This is a genomic window from uncultured Kordia sp., assembly GCF_947489565.1.
GTDB lineage: Bacteria > Bacteroidota > Bacteroidia > Flavobacteriales > Flavobacteriaceae > Kordia.
In genome coordinates this window covers 102,343-127,509 of sequence record NZ_CANLEA010000017.1, presented here as the reverse complement: position 1 = coordinate 127,509, position 25,167 = coordinate 102,343, and the positions used below count along the sequence as shown (strand labels likewise).

Here is a 25,167-nt window from a genome sequence, read left to right as displayed (position 1 = left end):
ATTGTTTTTGCTCTAATTAAAAATCAAAATTTTTATCAAAATCGTTTGATTTTGTCATAGAAATCGAAGTGACGTTTGAAAATACTAATTACGATGTAACTCCATTACTTTTTCAATCATTTCGTCACCAACATTGAGTTGTTGCTGATATCCATTTGTACCATATAATTGTTCAATAAATATCGCTTTGAGATGTCTTTTCATCTGATCAGCGTATTTTTCAATATAAATACGTTGTCCGCGCATTTCACTTAAGAAGCTTGCGTATTCTTTTAGTAATTCGTCCGAAATGGTAAAGTCGCGTATAAATTCTTGAAACGAAATGTCGTTGTATTTTCCTCTGTCAGCTTCTAGTACATTGAATACAAAATCATCCATATATCCAATTATTTTTGTACGCAATCCACGTTCTAGTGATAATACTTCTGGCGTGCTAGAAAGTGGTACAAATACATCTGGAATGATTCCGCCACCGCCATATACAATTTTGCCTTTTGGTGTTTCAAACTTTAGCGAATCTGCTACCTTGATGCTATCCATCGACTTCAATTCTCCCGATTTGAAACGTTCGTAATATTCGTCAAAATAATCGCTATGTCCTTTTTTGTATGAACGTTGTATAGAACGTCCTGTTGGTGTATAGTAACGTGAAATCGTTAAACGCACTACAGAACCATCACCTAACGGCATTGGACGTTGCACCAATCCTTTTCCAAAAGATCTTCGTCCAACAATAACACCTTTGTCATTGTCTTGTAATGCACCTGCAACAATTTCACTGGCAGAAGCTGATTTTTCATTGATCAATACATATATTTCTCCGTCTTCAAAATCACCTTTATTGGTTGCATAGTATTTGTCAATTTCTCCTTTTTTATTTTTTGTAAAAAGAATCAACTTTCCATCTTTTAAGAATTCATCTGCAATTTCGCGTGTAACATCTAAAATTCCGCCTGGATTGTTACGTAAATCTAATGTTAGATGCTTGGCTCCTTGTCGTCGAAGTCTTTTTAGTGCAGCTTCAAATTCATCATAGGTAGTTTCTGCAAAACGATTGATTTTTATATATCCTAAATCGTCTGTCAGCATATAACTTGCTACGACACTTTTAATAGGAACTTTGGCTCTTTTGAGATTGATATAGAATTCTTCATCGGTTTGTTTGCGGTAAATTTTCAGTTTCACAGAGGTAGCTTCTGTTCCTTTTAATCGTGAAACAATCTCATTATTACGCATGTTTTTACCGTACAACGTATCTCTATCTGCCATTAAAATGCGGTCGCCGGCTCTAATTCCGGCAGCAATACTTGGCCCACCTTCTAGCGTTCGAATGACTGTCAACGTATCGTTTACCATATCAAAGCGAATTCCGACACCGACAAAATCACCTTGCATATTTTCGGCAACTCGTTTTTCTTCATCAGAAGAAATGTACACCGAATGCGGATCTAGATTTTCTAAGATATTGTTTACCGTTACATCTACAATACTATCTACATTGACATCATCTACATATTCGTAATCAATATAATCGATTAAACGATTGAGTTTATCTTTGCTCGTATTTGATGAGAATAAGGTTTCTGGTGTAGCACTAAAATTCAATTTTCCACCAATAAATACACCTGCGGCAACTGCAGCTGCAATGATCACGGGAAGTAAATATTGTGTTTTTTTATTCAAATTGTGCTTGTTTTAGGAGGTTTGAAGTACTGGAATATGTTCTACTTCAACGCCTGCTTTTTGTAAAAATTGTATTCCTGAGTCATCTTTGTAAGCATCTACATACACAACTCTTTTGATTCCTGCTTGATGAATAAGCTTGCTACATTCTTTGCATGGCGACATTGTAATGTACAATGTTGCTCCAACACAAGATTGCGTAGAAGCTGCTACTTTTAAGATAGCATTGGCTTCTGCATGTAGCACATACCATTTGGTATATCCTTCTTCATCTTCACAAAAATTTTCGAATCCAGATGGTGTTCCGTTGTAACCATCAGAAATAATCATTCTATCTTTGACAATAATCGCGCCAACTTGTTTACGTTTACAATAAGAGAGTTTTCCCCATTCTTTTGCCATGCGTAAATAGGCATGATCATATTTGGCTTGTTTTTGTTTTGGCATCTGCAAATTTACCTTTTTAGAGCGAAAAAAAGCAACTATAAAAGTTGCTTCTTACCTTCTGTAACGAAGATATTAGGTTTATCATGGAATCACAATAGCTTTGTTGTTAATTTTTTACCAAAATTAAGTTCTCATGGTGCTGAATGGCAAGGAAGGCAATCTGATTCTTCCGTATCGCAATCGCATGTATTTACTTCTGTACAGTTACAAGTACATGTTCCTTCACAATCTGATCCAGCATGAGCTAACCTTCCACCGCGTAAATTTTGAAAATTCAGCGTTGAAATTTGCTTTTTGTTCAGACTTAATTTAGAGAGATCTCTTTTTTTCATATTTGATTTGTCTTAATGTTAATAATCTCTCTAAGCTATTAAAATACTATTGAACTACCAAAATCTTGCTTTGATGAGTGTTGGAATTAGCACGCCTATTACTATAGCAGAAACGACCATTACCCAATCGCGTTTTGAAAATCTGAATATGGTTTGAAACAAAAAAGAAATAATCAATACAAATACTACAACAATAATTTGAGCGACTTCTATTCCTAAAGTAAATTCTACCAAAGGCAAAAATTTATCTTCTATACCCGCAGTAATCATTGATTTAAAATCTTTTGCGAAAGCCAAGCCGTGAATAATTCCGAAAAATAAGGCTGAGACAACCAATACAATCGATTTTGTTTTGTTGCTGTTTTTTCCAGCAGTGAATATGTTATATAACGCCATTAAAAAGATCGTTATTAGCACAAAAAATTCGACAATAGCTCCATTGACTTTTACAGCTCCGTAGATTGATAAAATTAAAGATAAGGTATGTCCAACAGTAAAAGCAGTTACGAGCCACAAGACTCTTTTCCAATCTTTAAAAGTATAGGCAATTATTAACATTACTAAAAAAAGGATATGATCCAATCCTTCTATATTAAGAATGTGATGGAGTCCTAATTTGAAGTATAATAAAAATTCATCAAGCATAAAATTATAGGTTTTAGGTTGGGGTTTATTGTATCAAACTTACATTTTATTTTAGGAATTTAAAAACCGCGTTCTTCTTGCAATTTTTCATACGCTTTTTGTACACGTTGAAATTTTTCTTCTGCGCCTTTAACGTGCTCTTCTCCCAAATGTTGCAATTTATCCGGATGGTATTTTTTCGCCATTTTACGATATGCTTTTTTGATTTCGTTATTGGTGGCAGATTTGTCTATTTCCAAAATTCGATATGCGCTATCTATTTCATTATAAAACATCGCTTTGATCGATTGGTAATCGCGATCATTAATATATAAGTATCCTGCAATTTTTTCAATGAGTTCTACTTCTTCTTCGCTTACTTCTCCATCTGCTTTGGTTACACCAAATAAATAGTGTAGCAATTGCAAACGAGAAGAATGATCCATATACATTTGGATTTGCTGACAAACTTGGCGTGTAGAAATATCTTCTTTCTTAAGCAATCCATTGAAAAGTTTAAAGGCATTATTGGCACGCTCTTTCCCGTACATTTTCACAAAATAATCGCGAACATAGTTCTTTTCAGATTCTGATACTTCTCCATCAATTTTCATGACAATGGCAGAAAGTACCAATAAACTTACTTCAAAATCTCCCGACTTTGTTTGTGATTGTTTTTGCGCGGTTGTTGTTCTACGGCGTCTTCTTTTTTCATACGTAGGTTCGGCTCTTCTACGACGTTGCCTTTTTTCTCTTTTAGGTTCTTCAAGTAATAATCCTTTAGAGGTTGCTTTATCAACGGCTGTTCCAATGGCAAATCCAATAGCAGCTCCAATAGGTCCACCAAGCGTCCAACCCAAAGCGCCTCCAATCCAGCTTGCAAATCCACTCATATATTTGTTTTTTACCAAAGATACATTTTCCCAAGAAAAAATGTACAATGAAAACGTAATTCTAGCAAGTTTATAAGTTGTAAGCGATAAGACAATAAGATTGACATGAATTTTATGATAAAATCTGTGGCATAGGTATATAAATCGATAGTAGTATCAATTAAAAGCCAGCGACAATATTTTTTAGATGCTTGTGAGTTTTATTTTATATCCTTCAAAAACTCTTCTAAGGTAATTTTGTGAATATGAGCGATTCGGATCAAACTAGATATTTTAAAATCGTAACCTGATTCCCATCTCCATATTTGTTTTGGTTGAATATTATTATCAAATGCGAATTGTTCGTGACTCTTATAACCAGCTCTTATTCTCAATTCTTTAACACGCATACCAATTTTTTTCAGCATCTCATCTTTTTCTAGTGCGTCCATAGACGTTAAAATTCTCTATTCAAGGCGCAATAATTTACGTCATATGTGACGTGTTTGATATATATTTTCTATTTTTAAGTCATGTATGACGTAAATTTTTACCTGCCATGTATTATTAAGCTTAAAAAATATGAGTGATAAGGACCAAAGTTCGATCTCGAAAGAAAAACAAAACAATCATGAAAAGAATAAGATTACAAAAGAGTACCAAGAAAAGAAGCGAATAATAGTTGGAAAAGAGTCGATGTTTATAACGTTTTTTGCGACACTTTTTCTGATAGATTTAATTTTTGTAATAGTCACAGATGCTTCTATTATAGATTTTATAATTGGTAGCAATTTTTGTTTTTCCGAAAATTTTAACCGTAGTCATTTAGGCATGTTCACAAAAATTTTCTTGTATGGAGGAATTATTGGTTTACTCCTCATTTTTTTAAAAAGTACGCTCGATTTTTTTTCTAAGAAATAATAAGTATCGTCATGACCTTCTATCAATTATATAAATAACTCCATCAATAAAAACTGTGTGCAATTGGACAGTTTCGCTAAAATTTAATCCGTATCTTTGCACCATTATTAATGAATTTAATTTAAAAGATTATGTATCCACCAGAATTGGTAAAACCAATGCGTGAAGATTTGACTGCAGTTGGTTTTGAAGAATTACATACGGTAGAAGCTGTTGACAATGCTTTGGCAAAAGAAGGAACAACACTAGTAGTTGTAAATTCTGTTTGTGGTTGTGCTGCAGCTAATGCAAGACCTGGCGCAAGAATGTCTTTAGATAACGATAAGAAACCAGATAATTTAGTGACTGTTTTTGCAGGAGTTGATAGAGAAGCAACAGATAAAGCAAGAGGTTATATGATTCCTTTTCCACCTTCTTCTCCAAGCATGGCATTGTTTAAAGATGGACAATTAGTTCATATGTTAGAGCGTCATCATATTGAAGGAAGACCAGCTGAAATGATTGCTGAAAACTTAAAAGATGCGTACAACGAAAATTGCTAATGCACTTTTAACGAACAAGTTATAAAAACCACGCCAGCGCGTGGTTTTGTTTTTTAATTTAATTTATCTTACGGAAGTAGTGAAAATTTTATCATACATACTCTCAAGTATTTATATGCCCGTCTTTGGGTTATTGTTAGTCATTTTTCATCCCATACAGTGGATTTGCCTAAAAATAGGTGGACACAATGGACATAACTGGAGCGTGAATGCTTTGCAATATAGCATTATGCGTTGCCATCGTATTTTAGGGACTCATTATAAGCTTCGAAACACACATAAACTGGACAAAGACAGACCGCTAATTATTGTATCTAACCATCAAAGTATGAACGATATTTCGCCGATGATTTGGTTGTTTCGAAAGCATTATCCAAAGTTTATTAGTAAAAAAGAATTGGGAAGAGGCATTCCAAGTATTTCATTTAATTTACGTCATGGTGGTGCTGCTTTGATTGACAGGAAGAATCAAAAACAAGCAATTGCCGAAATTATCCGATTTGCAAAATCGATTTATGAAAATAATTATGCAGCTATTATTTTCCCAGAAGGCACACGAAGTAAAACTGGCGTTCCAAAACCTTTTAAAACAAAAGGATTAGAAGTATTGTTTAAGTATATTCCGAACGCACAAATTGTTCCAGTAACCATTAATAATTCATGGAAAACGACTAAATACGGAAAGTTTCCTTGTGGTTTAGGTTCAAAGATTACGATTGATGCGCATCAACCTATTTTACTGAGCGATTATCCTAAAGCAAAGTACAATGAATTGATTGCTCATATTGAAAAAGTAGTTACAAAGTCTATTGTTGTTGCCTAGTTTTTATATGTTTTTAAAAAAATAGTTGATCATGTCTTTACAGAAAGAAGAAATTATACAAAAAACCATCTCTTTTGTACAGGAAACTTTGGCAAATGCTGAAGGCGGACACGATTGGTTTCATATTGAACGCGTGTATAAAAATGCACTTTTAATTGCTCAAGAAGAAACCGTTGATACGTTTATTGTAAGTTTAGGCGCTTTGCTACATGATATTGCCGATGCAAAATTTCATGATGGCGATGAATCCGTTGGCCCAAAAGTAGCACGTGCTTTTTTAGAAAGCATCTACGTTGCAGAAAGTGATATTGTGCATGTAACACAGATTATTTCTAATATTTCGTTTAAAGGTGGAAATTTTGATCAGCAGTTTCGTTCTCCTGAACTCGATGTAATTCAAGACGCAGATCGTTTGGATGCTATCGGCGCTATTGGTATTGCACGTTGTTTTAATTATGGTGGTTTTAAGAATCGTAAGTTATACGATCCGGCGATTCAACCAAATCTCAACATGACAAAAGCTGATTATAAAAAATCTACTGCACCAACAATTAATCATTTTTATGAGAAGTTGTTATTGTTAAAAGACAAAATGAATACCGAAACAGGAAAAAAACTCGCCAAACAACGTCATGTTTTTATGGAACAGTTTTTAGACCAGTTTTATGCGGAGTGGAATGGGGAAGTTTAGACTTTTTTAGACATCCTAGACTTGCTTAGATTTGTTAGACTTCTTGGACTTATTAGATTTATTTCTTTTTAAATAATCGCGTTTTCATAAACCATCAATTGCTTTCTTTTTAATTGCTTGGTTGATGCTGTACTTTCGATCCGTTATTAATTTACAAATCAAACTATTATGAAAAGTAACGGAATGAAAACCTTGAAACTTACTAAAAAATCAATTTCTAATTTATCTACTATTGTTGGTGGACTTGCAGGTGGAACACCTCCTGCGGGCGGAGATTGGAATGCAGCACCAAGTACTGCGGGACCAAGTTGGAATTGTAACAGTAAAGATGTGTGCACACGCTAATTACAATTTAAACTATACAATAAAGACCATCACATACTTCACAAAAGTTGTATGTAGATGGTTTTTTTGTTGCACCTTATAGATACGATTCATAAAAGTGGGTAATGAAATTTCATAATGTACCCTATTCATAGAAAACGTAATCTATTAATTTATAAACATTATGAAAAGCAAAGCAATTCAATCATTAAAACTGAACAGTGTTTCTATTTCAAATTTAGCATCCATCAACGGTGGTCTTCAGAACAACAACAATAACAACCAACCAATAAAAGGTTCTCCCAGTACTGCCGGACCAACTTGGGATTGTGGATATAGTAATGGATGCAAGACTAAAGGCTGTGCAAACGGTTAATATGCTATAAAAATGAACTCATCTAAATTTTACAACGATATTATTTGGATGAGTTTATTGTATGATCAATTTCATTTCGCTTCTATATTTGGAAGCACTTTTTCCAGTAATTTCTTTGAATAATTTGTTGAAGTGCGAAAAGTTATTGAAACCACTTTCATAACATATTTCAGTAATGCTACTTTTACTTTCTAATAATAATTTGGTAGCGTATACAACTCTGTACTCATTTACCAATTTGGTAAAGGTTTTTCCAGTAATTTTTTTGAAATAACGACAAAAAGCAGGAACCGTCATATTGACTTCGTTGGCAATTTCATCGAGTGTTATATGTCTTTGAAAGTTATTGTTGATGTGTTTAAAAATTGTATCAATTTTAATACTGTCTTGCGGTTGTGCTTCAAAGGCAAATCCGTCAACATTCAGCAACTCATAATCTTCCGCCAAAGCAAGTATATGCAATACTTCCAATAATTTCATAACACGTTTGAAACCATTAAACTTGGGCAGTTTTTCAATTTTCGGACCTACTATTTTTTTGGTTTCTGGTTTGAAACGAATTCCTTTTTTTGCTTTTTCAAGTAGTAAAGAAATTGGTTGCATTTCTGGCAAATTGTAGAATTCTTTCCCTAAAAAATCAGTTTTAAACTGAACAAGTGTTTCTTTTCCTTTAGAGGTTAATCGATCGGTAAAACCATTATGCGGTAAGTTTGATCCAATCAATATTAATTGACTGTTATTAAAATACGAAAGATGATTTCCTATATGACATTTTCCTTTTCCTTTGTTTACATAGACCAATTCTACTTCTGGATGAAAATGCCAAAATGCTAAATTCCTTTTTCGTTTCTCTTTATTTTGAGCAACAAAGATGGAGTTTCCAAACTCTGGAGTAATTTTTTCAAGCGTAGGTTTTGTATTCAAAGTAGCATGTTTAGCAATCCATACAAAAATACTACTAAAACTGCTTAAAATGTGTGTTCATTTACCCTAATTCTATACTATATTAACACATAACAAAGTTTGCAATTATTTAACGGTTAAAATACCACACAAATTAGCCAAAATAGCTGTTTTTCTCTTCTTTCATCTAAACTAGATTTGTACCGTAAATTATTTAAAACAAAAAAGTCATGAAAAAAAGAATGAACCAAATCGTCTGCATGGTAATGATGACCATTAGTATGCTAACTTATGCGAACCGTACGTATTCTTTAGACATTCACAAAGAAGGTACAATATTAACATTTAACAATGTTAAGAAAGGACATCAATTGGTGATTAAAGACACTAATTTACTTATTCTATACAAAGAAGCTATTCAAAAAAACGGAAGCTATTCTAGAGGATTTGATTTGACTGCTTTGCCAGATGGAGATTATTATTTTGAATTAGACAAGGATCTAGAAATCGTTGTGATTCCATTTACAGTAACATCCAGCAAAGTAACATTTAATAAAGACAAAGAAACTGTGATTTATAAGCCAACTGTTCGATTGGATGAGAATCATTTGTTTATATCAAGACTTTCCTTAGATGCACAACCTTTATCCATTAAAATATATTATAGAGCATCGTATAATGAAGGGGAAGATTTGGTTTTTTCTGAAGCGTTTGAAAACACGAAAATTGTAGAACGTGTATACGAACTATCAAAGCAGAAAAAAGGAAAGTATACGATTGTTTTTACAAGTCAAGACAGAGAGTTTACAGAGCATATTAAATTTTAGGCTATTTAATATAATTTGAATTGAAAAGCGCAGCAATTAGATGACCATTGCTGCGTTTTTAATTTTTAAATGTACGTATATCAATATTGAATATTTATTTCTCCATTTGTAAACGCATATACGGGTTTTCCTCTAGTATCTTCAAATGTAACTCTAAATGTTCCTTCCATTTTAGTATCTGTATGTGTAGTAATAGATGTTTCTCTATTGCCTAAAGTAGGATCGGAAATCCAATTGATTCCGTCTATTTGAAAAAGAAATTCACCTATTTGATTGGTTTCTTCTACTTCTACAAAAAATAAAATCCTTTTGGTGTTGTTGTCAAAAGAAGCTTCAATAATTCGATTCCAACTGTTTGTTGGATCAATTTGCACAGAATAATCCGTTAAAGAATAGTCTGTTCCATTCAAATTAAAACTAATTGCGTTTTCTTCTGTGATTGAAGAATTTTCATCATCTGAAGAACAAGATAACATAGCAAACGCCATGATGCATAAGAGTACTTTTTTCATTGTGCTTATTTGTTAAATTTCAAATTTTATGCACGTTGAAAATTGGGAAATCTTTTTAAATATATGTGAATCTGCCATACAAAACTCAAATGAGTTGATAAGCGTCATTATTTTTTTATAAGCGTACTTAAAACAGCGAATATTGCCCTTTTTTGTATTGTTCGTGAAGTGTTGTATTGAGTCTAGGCATTTTTTTATTTTTGAAATATTTTAGTCTCGCAAGCTTAATTAAATTACGAATTTGTTCTGCAATTTTTCCTTCGCCACGCATTCGATGTCCGTAACGACTATCGTTTAAAGTACCTCCATGACAACTTTCTATTTGATGCAATACTTTATCTGCTTTGTCTGGCATGGTTTTACGAATCCAATCGGTAAAAATTTCACCGATCGCACCATTCAATCGTACAATAGTAAACGCAATAGAAGTAGCGCCCAATTCGGATACTTTTTTTGCTAAAGGCAGAATTTCATGACTGTTAATTGACGGAATGATTGGCGCCAACATCACATTTACAGGAATTCCATGATCGGCTAAGGTTTTCACTGTTTCCAATCGTTTTTTGATACTCGCGGTTCGCGGTTCTAACACACGACGTGTTTCTTCCGACAATGAAGTAATTGAAATATTAACACCAATTAAGTGATCTTTCGCAAGCTCTTTTAGCAAATCTAAATCTCTTAAAATGAGCGAATTTTTCGTAATGATTGCGACAGGATGTTTATATTTTAGACATACTTTGAGTAGACTTCGTGTAATTTTCAGTTCTTTCTCCGCAGGCTGATAACAATCTGTATTTCCAGAAAGGACAATAGGATGTGCTTTCCAGCTTTTCTTCTTAATTTTTGCTTCTAATAATTCGGCTGCATTGCGTTTCACTAATATTTTGCGTTCAAAATCTAGTCCAGCACTAAATCCCCAAAATTCATGACTGTTTCTGGCGTAGCAATAAATACAACCATGTTCGCAACCTTGATACGGATTGAGCGAATATTCCATCCCAACATCTGGACTGGTCACTTTATTGACAATCGTTTTTGGAAAAACATTAATGTATGTGGTTTTATTCTTGTCGGCTTCTTCTCCTTCTTTCTGGCAATATTCTAAAAAATCGGAACGTACTTCATGTGCGTCTTGCAAAAAACGATTGTGTACATTTTTTTGCGCGCCTCTGCCTTTGATTTTTGATGAATTTTCCAAGATTGTATTTTCTTTTTTCAAAAATAAATCTTGTAAATATGAATCGTATGTATCTGATTAATTTAGAACTGCAACTACAGAAATTTTATTTATTTTTTGACAAATTTCTTAACTATAGAACGATTTTGATCATCTATCACTTTTAAAAAGTACACACCAATTTTTAAATTGCTAACATCAACAACTGTTGTATTGTTGAAATCAGCTTTTATTTGCGTTCCAAGCATAGAATATAGCTCTACACGTTTAAGGTTTGTTATTCCTTGAATGTTTAACTTATCGGAAGTCGGGTTTGGATAAATAGAAACATTTGTCAATTCATTTTCTATTGTAGATAATGTCCGTGAAAAATTAACGGTACTGCAATCGTCACTCACATTTACAAAACGATCTTGTGAAGGATCTGGCGGAATACAACCTCCAAATAGTCTAAAAGTCCAACGACCAGTGTTTACATTTTTGGTAATATCACAATCAACCACAGCTACTTCCTGTGGCGGAAGTTCATACGTTTCTATCATGTAAGGAATTCCATTGTATTGACACAAAGGATCATTAAAAAAAACCAACGCAAAAAATAAATCTTCTGTAGTAGCATTTTGAAGATCATCTCTTAAAGCATAGGTGTTTAAAAAATCTTGTGTAGTCGTTAGTCTAAAACTTGTTTTATTTTCAAAAGGTGGCGTCGTGTAATCTGTAGCACTGAATACCGAAAATTGATATGTAGACAATATATTATCAAAAGCTGCAATTCCTGTAGTACCGTTATCTTTTAGAGATTGAACCCAACTTGCATTGGTATCTACATGAAATAGGATATCTTTATACTGCAAACTTTTTGGCGATACGTGAAATTGAAATTCATTAAATAAAGAGTCAATCTCAATCGTATTTTGCGGATTCGTGTATATCGCAGAAAGTTCCTCTAAATAGTCATTGACACGTGATTGAGATAAAATAGGATTGTCATAATCTGGATCACTAGGATTGTTTTGAATTTCACGTAAGACTAATAATTTGGCGTCAAATTCATAGTTCTGCTGAATAAATGGATTGATGTTACATTGTGCGCTTACACCAAAAATACACATACAAAATGCAATCGTGAGTAGTAGTTTTTTCATATTGGTTGTTTTAGTAAATCGGTTTAGAGGGATATTATAATAACATCAAAGTCAGCATTTTACCCTACTGAAATTTAGTGTTTTTTATAGTTAGTATCAAAAAAATCGTATTTGTTAACCCAAAACACGAAGAAATACCTGTATAAAACTTAATTAGAAAACATAAAAAAAGTCGTGATTGTACAACCACGACTTTATCAGCTATCATTTTGTCTTATTTATTTTCCTGGAAAATCGGCTTTTCTTTTCTCTAAGAAAGCTGTCGTTCCTTCTTTGAAGTCTTCCGTTCCAAAACAGTTTCCAAATTCTTCAATTTCTGTTTCGTATCCATTCACTCCATCGGTATAATTTGCATTAATTGCTTTGATAGCTCCACGAATGGCTACTAAAGAGTTTCGCATTATTTTGCTTGCCAATTTATACGCTAATGGTAACAATTCTTCTTGCGTTGTTACATGATTTACCAATCCGCATTGTTTGGCTTCTTCGGCACCAATCATTCCTGCTGTCATCACCATTTCCATTGCTTTTCCTTTTCCAACCAATTGCGGCAAACGTTGCGTTCCGCCATATCCAGGAATTACACCAAGAGATACTTCTGGCAAGCCCATTTTTGCATTATCACTTGCTACTCTAAAGTGTGCAGCCATGGCCAATTCCAATCCGCCACCAAGCGCAAATCCATTTACAGCTGCAATTACGGGCGTAGTTAAGTTTTGTACAAAATCAAACAATAATTCTTGTCCTTTTGCCGCTAACTTTCCTCCATCTTCTACAGAAAAATGTGCAAACTCACTAATATCTGCTCCAGCAACAAAGGCTTTTTCACCACTTCCTGTCAATACAATTACTTTTGCATCAGCCGAAGCATCTAAGGCTTCAAAAGCAGTGTGCAATTCTTGAATAGTATCTTTGTTAAGTGCGTTTAATTTTTTTGGACGATTAATTGTAATCGTTGCAATTCCGTTATCTTCTTGTACTAATATGTTTTCGTAGCTCATGGTTTTATTTAGTTTTTTGGAAATGACACCCTAAATGTTGTGCCTTTATTTTCTTCGGATGTAAAAGTAATACTTCCTTCGTAAGTTTCTACAATATTTTTTACCATTCCGAGTCCTAATCCCATTCCACTGGTTTTTGTGGTAAATTTTGGCTCAAATATTTTTGGTTCATTTTCTTTGGTGATCCCAATTCCATTATCTTTTACCGTAATGGTCACCATATTATTTTCTTCAAACACACGAACATCAATGCGCGGCGGACGATCATTTGAAATGGCTTGTATGGCATTTTTCACCAAGTTGGTAATTACTCGAATCAGCTGTGTTCTATCAAATTTTGCAATGATTTCTGCTTCTTCGTACGAATAGTTGATATAGTTTTCATTAAAAATTTCCATTGCCAAACGTGTAATTTCAACCACATTCAACATTTCATTTTGCTGCGCTGGCATTTTGGCAAAGTTTGAAAACGCCGAAGCAATATTACTCATGGTATCAATTTGCTGAATGAGCGTTTTGGTGTATTCATTTACTTTTTCATGAATTTTTGGATCATTCGGATCAAATTTTCGTTGAAAACTTTGTACACTCAAACGCATTGGTGTCAACGGATTTTTGATTTCGTGGGCTACTTGTTTTGCCATTTCGCGCCACGCTTGTTCACGTTCGCTTTTTGCTAGTTTTACAGCACTTTCTTCCAACTCATCAATCATACTATTGTATGCCGTAATTAAGTTGTATATCTCTTCTCCCGCATTTTCTACTATAATCTTTTCATTGCGTTTGTTAAAGCGTGTTTGATCTAACTTTTCGCCTATTTTCTTCAATGATTTTGTAATGTATCTCGATATATAATATGCAAATACAATGGCGATCACAAACATAATGAGATACGCAAATGCCAAACGTCCTAAAAACTCGTTTAATTCTTTCTCAAATGAATCATCTACTTCAAATTGTAGATTGATAATTCCTAAAGGTTTAAATTTTGAATCTGTAATAATATTATACGAAGATTGGTATTCTTTATCATTTAGGACAATTTTACTATCAGCAAACTTTTTCTCAGGACTGTTTCGCAAACCATTCAAAACTTCTGCTGTCAAACATTCTAAAATGCTTTCACTTCGTATTGAAGTATCTGAAGTAATGATAAAATCACCTTCAAGACTGTATAAATTAATCTTTAATTTAAGGATATCTGCAATTTTATAGATTGCATCTCTATCTTTAAAGATAAGTCCCAAGTTCTCCGTATTTACAATATAAGTGGTTTCTTTATTGATTAAATATTCTACGTGCGATTGTACTTGTTCTTCTTTTCTATCTAATCTTCTATCATGATATTCCTTCGATTGTTCTCGATATTGATTAATGGTAACGATGGCAATCAAAATAGACGCAACAAGAATCAAAAGAATCATGTAAGCAAATATTCGAGAACGTAATGAAAGTCTAGCTGGTTTCATGAATGTGGGTTTATCTTCCTTGCGTTTGCACAATAATCAAGCCAAATTATGCCTCCGGATTTTTCTCGCGTATGCGTTTGTACAGCTTAAATCCTAACATCAATAAGATTCCTAATACAAAGATTCCGATGACGCCAAAAATCCAATTGATGGAGCTTTTCAAAATCACCAAGAAAATTACGGCAAATAGAATAAAAGTAGCACCTTCATTCCACAATCGCATAAAAGTAGAACTGTATCGCACATCATCATGCTGCAGCTGCTTGTACATTTGGTGTGTTTTTAGATGATATAAAATTAATAAAAACACAAATGCAAGTTTTACATGCATCCAACCCAATTGCAATAGTGCTGAATTGGCAATGAGCAATAAAACTGCAAAGAAAGTTGCCAAAACTGCTGACGGCCATCCAATGATAAACCACAATCGTTTTGCCATAAGTTTGAGTTGTTTTCCTAAAATTTCCTTTTCAGGAGATGGTTTATGAAAGGCTTCTATTTGATATACTAGCAAACGTGGCATGTAAAACAAAGCCGCAAACCATGAGACTACAAATATTAAATGCAGTGCTTTTATGTAACCGTAATATTCTAACAACATTTAGTCTTCTATAAATAAATAATTGAGTTTTTTCGCATTAAAAGCTTCGTTAAAGTTTTTGATTTCTGTATCTACCAAGTTATTGAATGCATTCAACTCTTTATTGATTTTTTGTGTCAACTCATTTTTTACCGCAATATCTTGTTCTGTTGGCGCAAAATCGCCCATACTTACCAGTGAATTTAAATGTCCTAATTTGTTAGTGAGACGAATTGGGAAATTCAACGGATCTTGTCCACTACGGTTTTTGGTTTGATACAAAGCTTCTTCAATAGTTGTGAATTGTTTTTTCAATTCTTTTGCCTTTTCCACCAAATCTTTTACGTTTTCATCATCTTTATACTGCGTTGCAAAAGAACTCAATTTTGCGTTAATTTTTCTAATTTTTTTGATGGATTTGTGTGCGTTGTCCATGGTTGCATTGACATCTTTGATGAAATCAAATTGCTTTTGCATATCTGCCAATGTACTTTCGGCTCTTTTATCTGCTAAAATGGTAAATGGTTTTGTAATTTCTACAGCATCAGCACCTTCTTTTTTTACGGTTAATTTCACTTTGTATTCACCTGGTACTGCTCTTGGACCTTGTAAACTTGCCCACCATAAAATCATACCTTTTAAACGCTCTGTTCCCGTATACGTCATGTTCCACACAAACTGATTGCCTCCTTTTTCAACTGTAAGCTTGTCTTTCTTTTTATTTTTTGTGCTGAATTTTTTAATCACATCACCATTAGCTTCCATATACGTTAACGAAACCTCATCTGCTGCATCGTAATCGTTCAAATAGAAATAGGTCATGACACCATTTGGATGGTTTGTCCCATCAGTTTTACTACCTTTTCGAGAACCGCCACGCATTCTATACGAATCTTTTGGTTGGTATAAAATGTTTTCATTTTTTGTGATGTTGTATTGTTGATGAATCACGGTTAAATCGTCAATAATCCAAACACTTCTTCCTTGTGTTGCTACGACTAAATTGTTGTCTTTTATCACTAAATCTGTGATAGGAACAATAGGGAGATTTAACTGAAACGATTGCCAGTTTTTCCCATCATTGAACGAAATATACATGCCTGTTTCCGTTCCTGCATATAGCAATCCTTTACGTTTTGGATCTTCACGAACCACACGTGTAAAGTGTTCTGAGTTGATTCCGTTGGTGATTTTTGTCCAGGTTTTTCCGTAATCGGTTGTTTTATAAATGTATGGATTAAAATCGCCTGTTTTGTATTTTGTTCCAGCTACATAACAAGTTCCAGCGTCAAAAACACTTGGTTCAATACTGTTGATCATCATCCATTCAGGCATTCCTTTTGGTGTTACATTTTCCCAGTTTTGTCCACTATCTTGTGTAATGTGAATCAATCCGTCATCACTTCCAACCCATAACAAACCTTCTTTCAAAGGTGATTCTTGGGCAGCAAATATGGTACAGTAATATTCCACGGAAGTGTTATCCTGCGTAATTGGTCCACCAGAAGATTTCAATTTTTCTGGATCATTTCTTGTTAAATCTGGACTGATAATATTCCATGATTGTCCTTCATTTTCCGTTACATGTACACGGTTTGAAAAAGTATACAATCGATTTGGATTGTGCTTTGAGAAAATGATAGGGAAATTCCACTGAAAACGATATTTCATGCCTTCTGCGCCATGTCCCATCGGATTATCTGGCCAAACATTGATAGCTCTTACGGTTCCTGTTCTGTGATTTTTTCGTGTGAGGAAACCATCATAGCTTCCACCATATACGATGTCATTATTTTTTGGATCTACCGCAATATGTGCTGATTCTCCACCAGCTGTGCTTTCCCAATCGTCATCTGAAATTGAAAAACCATCGGTTCTATGCGGAATTCGTATGGTAGAATTATCTTGTTGTGCTACATAAATTCGGTATGGAAAACTGTTGTCCGTTGTGACTCTATAAAACTGCGAAGTTGGTTGATTGTGATAGGTACTCCAAGTTTCGCCGCCATCATACGTCACTTGTGCGCCACCATCATCACCAATAATCATACGTTTTGGGTTTTCTGGTGCAATCCATAAATCGTGATGGTCACCATGAGGTGCATTGTACGTACTAAATGTTTTTCCTCCATCGGTACTTTTATGATAGCGTACATTTAATACGTATACAACATCTACATTTTCAGTATCTGCATACAAACGTGTGTAATACCATGCACGCTGACGCAATTTACGTTCGCTATTTACTTGTTTCCATGTTTCTCCGCCATCTTCACTTCGGTATAATCCACCTTTGTCTTTGTTTTCTATAATTGCCCAAACACGTTGGTTATTTAATGGTGAAACGGTAACTCCAATAATTCCTAACGTTCCTTTTGGAAATCCTTTTTTGGTAGAGATTTCTGTCCAAGTTTCACCACTATCTGTACTTTTCCACAACGCTGAACCGTCGCCACCAGAACTCAAACTATATGGAGTTCTTCGAACGCGCCAGGTAGAAGCGTATAAGATTCTTGGATTTGTTGGATCGATTAATAAATCAACAACTCCTGCATCGGCATTGGCAAAGAGTGTTTTTTTCCACGTTTTTCCGCCATCAATACTTTTATAAACACCTCTTTCATTGGAAGATTTGTAAATATTTCCCATGACACCAGCGTATACAATATCTGGATTTGTTGGATGTACCGCCATTCTTGGAATATGTCTTGAATTTTTTAATCCAGATGCTTTCCATGTTTTTCCTGCATCGACACTTTTCCAAACGCCATATCCTGAAGATACATTTCCGCGCACGGTTTTTTCTCCACCACCAACATAGATAACATTCGGATCACTTTTAGAAACTGTGATCGCTCCGATACTTCCTCCAAAGTATCCATCGGAAATATTTTCCCAAGCACGTCCGCCATTGGTTGTTTTCCAGATTCCGCCACCTGTTGCTCCAAAATAGAACAAATTTGGCTTGTTAGGAACGCCCGTTACAGCCGCACTTCTCCCACCACGAAATGGCCCGATAAGTCTGTATTCTAGGTTTTTATAATAGGTTTCGTCAAACGTTTGTGCTTGTGCTTCAAATTGGCTGGCTACGGTAAGAAATAGCGCCATTACAATGGTTAGGATTCGCATTTTTTAGGTTGGTTTGGTTTTAGCTACTAAAAATACGGATTATTCTTTTTATTGTATGATTGTTGGTTGTTAAATTGTTTGATAGCACGAGTTTGGAAACTTACGCTAGCTTTATTATTAAATTCTAATCGTCATATCGAGTGGCTTTTCGTAATGAAATGAAGAAAAATTGTATCGAGATATACTAAGAAAAAGAGAAGTTCCAAATCTATTTTTTGTTTGTTTGTTGGCACGAGTTTGGAAACTCGCGCTAGCGTTTTTAGAAACTGTATGAATATCAAAATATTCTCGACTGCGCTCGAATTGACATTTGAAACATCTCAATACTAATATCTCAAATCTATTTCAACGTACGTCTCACTTCTCGATTTAGATACCAACCTGTAACAATCGTAGCTAATAAATCGGCAATGGGAAAGGCAACCCAAACACCAAAGATTCCGTAGTATTTTGGTAAGATTAAAATTAATGGAATGAGGAAAAAACCTTGTTTTGTAAGCGTCAATAATAATGCAGGAATTGCTTTTCCAATGGCTTGAAAATATCCAGAACCAATCATTTGTACTGCAATTAATGGTGTGACTAAGAAAACCCAGCGCAATGCATTTGGCGTATCGCGAATGACTACATTATCATTTGTAAAAACGGCTGTAATTTGTTCTGGAAAAATCATGATGATTGCAAAAATGATCAGTGCTAAACCTGTTCCGTATTTTATAGAAATATTAATGCTTTCCCGCACACGTTCTAACTTTTTTGCACCATAATTGAATCCCGCAATTGGCAAAAATCCTTGCGAAATTCCCATCACAGGAAATAAAGCAAACATTAACATTCTACTGATAATTCCATAGATAGTTACCGACGTTTCTCCTCCATAAGCAAATAGTGTATGATTGAGAATGATCGATAATATACTCACCATTCCTTGTCTTGCTAAGGTTACGCCTCCTAATTCTGTAATTTCCCTCACAATGACACGTTCTAACCTAAAACAACGCAATCTGATTTTAAGCTCACTGTGTTTTGAAAGAAAGAACCAGTAAATAAATAGAAAGCAGATAAAGTATGAAATAGACGTTGCCCAAGCCGCGCCAGCCATGCCCATATCCAACACATTGATAAATAAATAATCGAAAAATATGTTTCCGATTGCAGGTAAAATAAGCGCTACCATAGCAAATTTTGGTTTGCCTTCTGCGCGTACCACGGGATTTCCTGTCATACATAAAGACAAAAACGGAATTCCATACATGACAATTACATAGTAGGTTTCCGCAGGAGCGAGAATTTCACCATTCGCACCAAAGAGTGCCAACGCTTCTTCTTTAAAAATTAATCCGATAATGACAAAGAAAACTGCCAAGCCAAACGACATGACAATTTGGTTTCCAAAGGTTCGTTGTGCTTTGTCATGATCTTCTGCTCCTAAAGCTCTGGAAATAATGGATGCACCACCAACTCCAATAGCCATTCCAATGGAAGCAATTAAAAAAGTAAGTGGTACCACTACCGTAATTGCTGCAATTGCCATAGCTCCGATCCATTGTCCTACAAAAATGGTATCGACTACCATATTTAAAGACATGACCAGAATTCCTATCGATGCAGGTAAGGCTTGCGCAATGAGAAGTTTTCCAATAGGCGCAATACCAAGTTCGGCAGATTTGTTAGTTGCCATTAGGCAGTTGCTTCCTCTTTAGAAGCTACACTCCATTCATTGATCCAACGTGTCATTACTTTAACCCATTCGTCATCGTCATTTAAACAAGGAACATGCTGATATTGTTCTCCGCCAGCTTCCTTGAATTCTTCTTCACCTTCCATAGCAATTTCTTCAAGCGTTTCTAAACAGTCTGCTACGAATGCTGGTGTGATGACAACTAAATTCTTTTTTCCTTCTTCCGGGAAACGTTCAAATTCTTTATCTGTATATGGTTTTAACCAAGGATCGCCGCCCAAACGAGATTGGAATGAGTTGCTGTATTTACCTTCTGGCAAATCCAAATATTCGCCCACTAACTTTGTGGTTTCAAAACATTGATGTCTGTAACAAAATTCATGTGCTTTAGATGGTGTATTGCAACAACTTCCATCTATTTTGCAATGTGATTTTGTTGGATCTGTTTTACGAATATGTCGTTCTGGAATTCCGTGATAGGAAAACAGAATGTGATCGTAATCAATGTCTTTGATGTGTGATTTTATTTTTTCAGATAATACGCGAATATAATCTGGATGATTGTAGAAAGATGGCACAAACGTCAACTTCATCTCTGGAAAATGCTTTTGTTGCTCTTCTTTTGTTTTTACAATTACGGTTTCCGAAGAAGACATCGCATAATGCGGATATAATGGCACCACCAATACTTCATCTACATCTTGATCATGCAATTCTTTCAATCCTTTTTGAATACTCATGGAACCGTAACGCATTCCTAGAGCTACAGGCACTTTAGCACGCGCTTGTATTTTTTCTTGAAAACGCTCCGAAATGATGATTAAAGGCGAACCTTCTTCCCACCAAATTTTTTGATATGCTTTTGCTGATTTTTTTGGACGCGTGTTTAAGATAATTCCTTTTACCAAAAATGTTCTGAGCCATTTTGGAACATCAATTACACGTTCATCCATCAGGAATTCTGCTAAATATTTTTTTACGTCTTTTGGGTTGGGACTATCTGGCGAACCAAGATTAATGAGTAATACACCTTTCATCTGTTTGTTTTATTTTTCAATCTTTTTCTTCAACACAAAAATACGACTCTATCTTCAATAATTACACAGACAAGCATAGGAAATCTTTATACACTCATTAAAAAGTCTTTTTTACGCATTATGATTCTGTTAACACGATAGAATTTATATCTTTAGTACATTAGTTGACATTTTACCGATGACGCGATTACCTTTAAATTTTCTACCCATTTTATGAGAATATATATATCACTCTTATTTCTGTGTTGCACATCCATTTTAATTGCTCAAGAAGAAAAGCAAAGTCTTCTTTGGGAAGTTTCTGGAAATGGTATGGAAAAACCTTCTTTTTTGTACGGAACCATGCATGTAAGCAAAAAAGTAGCCTTTCGCTTGGACGATGTTTTTTTTAAAGCCTTGGAAGAAGCGGAAACTGTTGCTTTAGAATCTGATCCAACAACATGGCTGGCGCACAATTATGAACAAATGTCTGATTCTGATGCTTCTCCTAGAAGTTATGGTGGCGAGAATTTTTACAATCGAAATTTTAATCCACAGTTTTCAGAAAAAGAAGCCGTACGACGTATTATTCGATTTGACAATAGAATCATTAATGGATATTTATACCGAAAACAAGCTGGCGCAGATGATTTTGAGGAAGAAACTTATTTAGACATGTTTATTTATCAGGCTGGAAAAAAGAATAACAAACCAATTATCAGCTTGGAAGACATCAAAGAGTCAAAATATCTTACTTCGCGCGCTGCTTATAATATTTTGAAGAAAAGACCTGATGAATGGGTTCAAAAAATGTTTAAAGATCAAAATCGATATACGGTTCAAGAAGATGCGTATAGAGATCGAAATATATACTTACTAGATTCTATTGGAGCTGCGGTAAATACCGATTTTTATCGCGAACACATGTTGTACAAACGCAACGAAAATATGGTGATTGTGATGGATTCTTTGATGCAACACAAAACTGTTTTTGCTGGTGTTGGTGCCGCTCATTTGGCGGGCGAAAAAGGCATGCTTCAAATGCTAGAAGATCGTGGATATAAGGTAAGACCGTTGACTTCAGAACAAACCGATTTTGCGCTAAAAGCCAAAGTGGAGTTAGAAGATTTGCATGTACAACCGTATTTGAATAGTTATAGTACTCCTGATGGTTTTATTACGATAAAAACCTTTGACGAACTCCGAGAATTCGTTTATAAAGAACAAAAATTTTATTTGGCACCTGACATGACAAATGGTGCGTATTTGACAATTACCCGATTGAATACCTACGATCAGTTTCCGAATGAAGAAAAAATTACTTTGGAAGAAATTGATCCGTTGTTGTATGAAGATATTCCTGGCGATATTATTTCAAAAGAACCATTGACAAGTCCGTTTCCAGGATTTAGTATTGTCAACAAAACCAAAAAAGGCGATTACCAAAAGTATCATATATACAAAACACCGCTGGAAATGATCATTATTAAGTTTGGCGGAAAGAAGGATTTTGTCTTGCAGTACGAAAAGGAAATTTTTGACTCTATTAAGTTTCGTGAACCTTCCAATGCATTGAACACATATACGTCTGAATATGGAAAATACGAGTTTTTATTTCCTGTGAATTACATTTCAGATAATACTAAAAATGTAGGGAATAAATTGCTACAAGCTGCGGTAAATGACGAATATTATTTCTTTAAAGAAGTGTTTAATAATGATGTTGGATATATTGAAGAAGATGCTTTTGAAGCTTCTTATATTCACGATAATTTCTACAAAAAGTTAGATGTAGAAAAGATGGATGGCAAGTTTGTAAATCACACATACAAAAGCTATGAATCGTCTGCTATTATTGATACAGCTTCGCAGAAAAAAATATACTTAAAATCCATCATAAAAGACGAAAGTTACTATGTGCTTGGTTTTATTGGCGATGATGAAAAAAAGGCGAAAACCTATTTCAATTCGTTCAAAATTAAAGCACCAAAATACAAGCGATTTAAAACGGTTATTGATACGTCCTTACACTTTTCTGTGCTGACAAATACAAAACAACCTTCTACAGGACCGTCGTACAGTTCGCGTTATAACTCCGATAAAAAAGCATACGATCAAGAAAAAAAATACATTGCATATACTTCCAAAAGCAATGAAAAAATCTTGGTGCGAAGAATTAAATATCACGACTTACAGATGTTTCATAATATTGATAGTTTATGGGATGGTATGGAGCGTTTTTACGAGTATAATTTTGTGATTGAAGATAAAAAATTGGAGCAAAAAGACGACGTATACTACAGTACTTATGTTTTAAAAGATACGGCAAGTGCGAAACGTGTGTATCGAAAAAACATCCTCAAAAAAGGAGTTTTATTTAGCCTGTCTACCTTAGAAGATTCTATCGCTGAACCTTCTGAGTTTGTGAAAAATTTCTATGAAACTTTTACTCCGCTCGACACCTTACTTGGAAAAGATGTGTTTGTCGATAAAACTAATATTTTCTTTGATGGAATAAAGAATAATGACAGTATTGTACTGAAATCATATGCGAAAATTAAGTTTATGGATAAGCATGCAAATCCAATTATTTCCATATTGAAAGAACATGAATTTCCAGAAGATCGCGAAAACATTAAAAACTATTTAATCTCTTCTTTAGGAAAGCTTGAAAATCCACGAATTTTTCCATTTTTAAAAGAATTATATGTGGAAGCATACGATAAACCAAAAACACAAACTGCCATATTAAGAACGTTGTTGAAACATAAAGAAGAGACTTCATACGAAATGATTCTTGAGTTGCTAGAAAAAGATTTTCCATTAGATTCTAGAGGCACAACACGACTGTTTAAAACAGGAAAAGACAACTTGGTGTTGAAAAAAGAATTGTTCCCTGAATTACTGAAATATTCAAGCATACAAGAATATAAAACTCCTATTTATGAGTTATTAACGCAATTAAACGATAGTAGTTTAATCAAACCAAAAATCTATAAAAGATATAAAAGTCAGTTGTTGAATGATGCCAAAATTGAAGTCAAACGAAACTTAGGAAAATCATCCTACAACTATAAAAGTGGATTAGCGTTAGAGCGTTATGTAAAGTTGTTATTTCCGTTTCGAAAAGATAAAAACATCAAAGATTTCTACAACAAATTGATCAAAACGGAAGCAAGATCGGCATTGACAACCTACGTGGCTTTGTTAGTAGAAAACAATGAGCAAATTCCGCAAGAACTCAAAGAAAAAACATTTTTTGAAGATAAAGCTTTAGCGCCTACATTGTGGAAATTAGCCCAAAAAGACTTGCTCGCTATTGTGCCCGATTCTTTAAAAACACAACAACGATATGCCAAAGCAGGATTGATCAGTCGTATCGGACTTGACAAGGAGAAAGACACGATTTCTTTTGTAAAAACGATCAAAGTCCATAACGAAGACGGCGACATTACTATTTACTTTTTTAAAGTACAAGAAGAAAGTCGTTACGGTGAATCGAACAAACTGTATCATGTTGCCTTTGTAGATAAACCAAAACTGAGTACAGAACCGTATCTTTTAACGAAAACAAGAGGCGAACGAATTTACGGTGACGAAATTGATGAAGAAATGTTTGAAAAAGCTGTAGACCAAGTAAAATACAAACGACGAAAACGCATCAGTGGACGATCGGGATATTGATTTTTTTCTAGACTTTCTTAGATTTTTAGACTTGGTTAGACTCTTTTAGACTTTTTCAATAATATAATATCAATGATCAACATATTCTCCAACATAGACTTTCGTGATGGAAAATTATCTACCAACAAAGCTATATTGCTTTCAGATACTCCTTTAGAAGATCAAAAACAGCATTTATTCGAAGATATTTTACAAATCACTTATAAAAAATGTACGCTTGATATTGGCTGGTATTTTGAGGATTTCGAAATCTCTAAAGACAGCTTTTTTTGGGTGAGAGTTATTGTAAATGAAGACTGGTCTAATTCAGTATTTGATAAAAAAACGAACAACGTAACTGAATTGAAAAAATTCATAGAAGAAGCTATTAATTTGATCACAAAACAGCTAGCGTGAGCTTGAAAC

General features: G+C 34.3%; 24 protein-coding genes. 8 read left to right on the top strand and 16 right to left on the bottom strand.

The window, feature by feature from the left end; translation table 11 throughout:
- Positions 1-84: 84 nt before the first annotated feature.
- From Q0845_RS20905 to Q0845_RS20880, 6 genes are all read right to left on the bottom strand, one after another.
- A complete protein-coding gene (locus Q0845_RS20905; protein ID WP_298517323.1) occupies positions 85-1,683 on the bottom strand; it encodes a S41 family peptidase in 1,599 nt (532 codons plus the stop codon).
- Between the two features lie 12 nt (positions 1,684-1,695).
- Positions 1,696-2,130 (bottom strand): dCMP deaminase family protein, encoded by a 435-nt coding sequence (locus Q0845_RS20900; protein WP_298517320.1) that lies wholly within the window; start codon positions 2,128-2,130, stop codon positions 1,696-1,698.
- 131 nt (positions 2,131-2,261) lie between these two features.
- Complete coding sequence (locus Q0845_RS20895; RefSeq protein ID WP_298517317.1) at positions 2,262-2,462, bottom strand: class I lanthipeptide; 201 nt, start codon at positions 2,460-2,462, stop codon at positions 2,262-2,264.
- A gap of 54 nt (positions 2,463-2,516) precedes the next feature.
- Complete coding sequence (locus Q0845_RS20890) at positions 2,517-3,107, bottom strand: HupE/UreJ family protein (protein ID WP_298517314.1); 591 nt, start codon at positions 3,105-3,107, stop codon at positions 2,517-2,519.
- Between the two features lie 59 nt (positions 3,108-3,166).
- A complete protein-coding gene (locus Q0845_RS20885) occupies positions 3,167-3,979 on the bottom strand; it encodes a TerB family tellurite resistance protein (protein WP_298517311.1) in 813 nt (270 codons plus the stop codon).
- A gap of 200 nt (positions 3,980-4,179) precedes the next feature.
- On the bottom strand, positions 4,180-4,410 hold the full coding sequence (locus tag Q0845_RS20880; RefSeq protein WP_298517308.1) for a helix-turn-helix transcriptional regulator: 231 nt from the start codon (positions 4,408-4,410) through the stop codon (positions 4,180-4,182).
- Positions 4,411-5,010: 600 nt separating this feature from the next.
- On the opposite strand from Q0845_RS20880, the gene Q0845_RS20875 reads away from it, so the two are divergent.
- The 5 genes from Q0845_RS20875 to Q0845_RS20855 all read left to right on the top strand — a co-directional run bounded on the left by Q0845_RS20875 (position 5,011) and on the right by Q0845_RS20855 (position 7,635).
- Positions 5,011-5,421, top strand: a complete 411-nt coding sequence (locus Q0845_RS20875) for a BrxA/BrxB family bacilliredoxin (RefSeq protein WP_298517306.1) — start codon at positions 5,011-5,013, stop codon at positions 5,419-5,421.
- 115 nt (positions 5,422-5,536) lie between these two features.
- A complete protein-coding gene (locus tag Q0845_RS20870) occupies positions 5,537-6,244 on the top strand; it encodes a 1-acyl-sn-glycerol-3-phosphate acyltransferase (protein WP_298517303.1) in 708 nt (235 codons plus the stop codon).
- A gap of 31 nt (positions 6,245-6,275) precedes the next feature.
- Entirely contained in the window at positions 6,276-6,935 is a 660-nt protein-coding gene (locus tag Q0845_RS20865) for an HD domain-containing protein (RefSeq protein ID WP_298517301.1), read from the top strand.
- 168 nt (positions 6,936-7,103) lie between these two features.
- Positions 7,104-7,280 carry a hypothetical protein gene (locus tag Q0845_RS20860; RefSeq protein ID WP_298517298.1) on the top strand — a complete coding sequence of 59 codons (177 nt, stop codon included), beginning with the start codon at positions 7,104-7,106 and terminating at the stop codon, positions 7,278-7,280.
- 163 nt (positions 7,281-7,443) lie between these two features.
- The gene (locus Q0845_RS20855) at positions 7,444-7,635 is read left to right on the top strand and encodes a hypothetical protein (RefSeq protein ID WP_298517295.1); all 192 of its coding nucleotides are present in this window, start codon (positions 7,444-7,446) and stop codon (positions 7,633-7,635) included.
- Positions 7,636-7,689: 54 nt separating this feature from the next.
- Here Q0845_RS20855 and Q0845_RS20850 read toward each other — a convergent pair whose 3' ends face one another.
- Positions 7,690-8,559 carry an AraC family transcriptional regulator gene (locus tag Q0845_RS20850; RefSeq protein ID WP_298517293.1) on the bottom strand — a complete coding sequence of 290 codons (870 nt, stop codon included), beginning with the start codon at positions 8,557-8,559 and terminating at the stop codon, positions 7,690-7,692.
- Between the two features lie 209 nt (positions 8,560-8,768).
- Between Q0845_RS20850 and Q0845_RS20845 the strand changes: the two genes are divergently transcribed.
- Positions 8,769-9,365, top strand: a complete 597-nt coding sequence (locus Q0845_RS20845; RefSeq protein WP_298517291.1) for a hypothetical protein — start codon at positions 8,769-8,771, stop codon at positions 9,363-9,365.
- A gap of 80 nt (positions 9,366-9,445) precedes the next feature.
- Here the strand turns inward: Q0845_RS20845 and Q0845_RS20840 are convergent, their stop codons facing one another.
- The 9 genes from Q0845_RS20840 to hemH all read right to left on the bottom strand — a co-directional run bounded on the left by Q0845_RS20840 (position 9,446) and on the right by hemH (position 21,099).
- Entirely contained in the window at positions 9,446-9,877 is a 432-nt protein-coding gene (locus tag Q0845_RS20840) for a hypothetical protein (RefSeq protein WP_298517289.1), read from the bottom strand.
- 127 nt (positions 9,878-10,004) lie between these two features.
- The gene (locus Q0845_RS20835; RefSeq protein ID WP_298517332.1) at positions 10,005-11,078 is read right to left on the bottom strand and encodes a PA0069 family radical SAM protein; all 1,074 of its coding nucleotides are present in this window, start codon (positions 11,076-11,078) and stop codon (positions 10,005-10,007) included.
- An 89-nt stretch (positions 11,079-11,167) separates the two neighbouring features.
- The gene (locus tag Q0845_RS20830; RefSeq protein ID WP_298517287.1) at positions 11,168-12,202 is read right to left on the bottom strand and encodes a T9SS type A sorting domain-containing protein; all 1,035 of its coding nucleotides are present in this window, start codon (positions 12,200-12,202) and stop codon (positions 11,168-11,170) included.
- Positions 12,203-12,420: 218 nt separating this feature from the next.
- Positions 12,421-13,203: an enoyl-CoA hydratase-related protein gene (locus Q0845_RS20825; protein ID WP_298517285.1), complete on the bottom strand. Its 783-nt coding sequence runs from the start codon at positions 13,201-13,203 to the stop codon at positions 12,421-12,423.
- 8 nt (positions 13,204-13,211) lie between these two features.
- Entirely contained in the window at positions 13,212-14,672 is a 1,461-nt protein-coding gene (locus Q0845_RS20820; protein ID WP_298517284.1) for an ATP-binding protein, read from the bottom strand.
- Positions 14,673-14,718: 46 nt separating this feature from the next.
- Complete coding sequence (locus tag Q0845_RS20815) at positions 14,719-15,273, bottom strand: CopD family protein (protein WP_298517282.1); 555 nt, start codon at positions 15,271-15,273, stop codon at positions 14,719-14,721.
- On the bottom strand, positions 15,274-18,360 hold the full coding sequence (locus tag Q0845_RS20810; RefSeq protein WP_298517329.1) for a glycosyl hydrolase: 3,087 nt from the start codon (positions 18,358-18,360) through the stop codon (positions 15,274-15,276).
- 361 nt (positions 18,361-18,721) lie between these two features.
- Positions 18,722-20,062, bottom strand: coding sequence for an MATE family efflux transporter (locus Q0845_RS20805; protein ID WP_298517280.1), 1,341 nt, complete (start codon positions 20,060-20,062; stop codon positions 18,722-18,724).
- Positions 20,062-21,099 carry a ferrochelatase gene (gene hemH / locus Q0845_RS20800; RefSeq protein ID WP_298517278.1) on the bottom strand — a complete coding sequence of 346 codons (1,038 nt, stop codon included), beginning with the start codon at positions 21,097-21,099 and terminating at the stop codon, positions 20,062-20,064. The genes Q0845_RS20805 and hemH overlap by 1 nt, the downstream gene beginning before the upstream one ends.
- Before the next feature lie 213 nt (positions 21,100-21,312).
- Between hemH and Q0845_RS20795 the strand changes: the two genes are divergently transcribed.
- Positions 21,313-24,762, top strand: a complete 3,450-nt coding sequence (locus Q0845_RS20795; RefSeq protein WP_298517276.1) for a TraB/GumN family protein — start codon at positions 21,313-21,315, stop codon at positions 24,760-24,762.
- A gap of 72 nt (positions 24,763-24,834) precedes the next feature.
- The gene (locus tag Q0845_RS20790) at positions 24,835-25,158 is read left to right on the top strand and encodes a hypothetical protein (RefSeq protein ID WP_298517274.1); all 324 of its coding nucleotides are present in this window, start codon (positions 24,835-24,837) and stop codon (positions 25,156-25,158) included.
- Positions 25,159-25,167 lie beyond the last annotated feature (9 nt).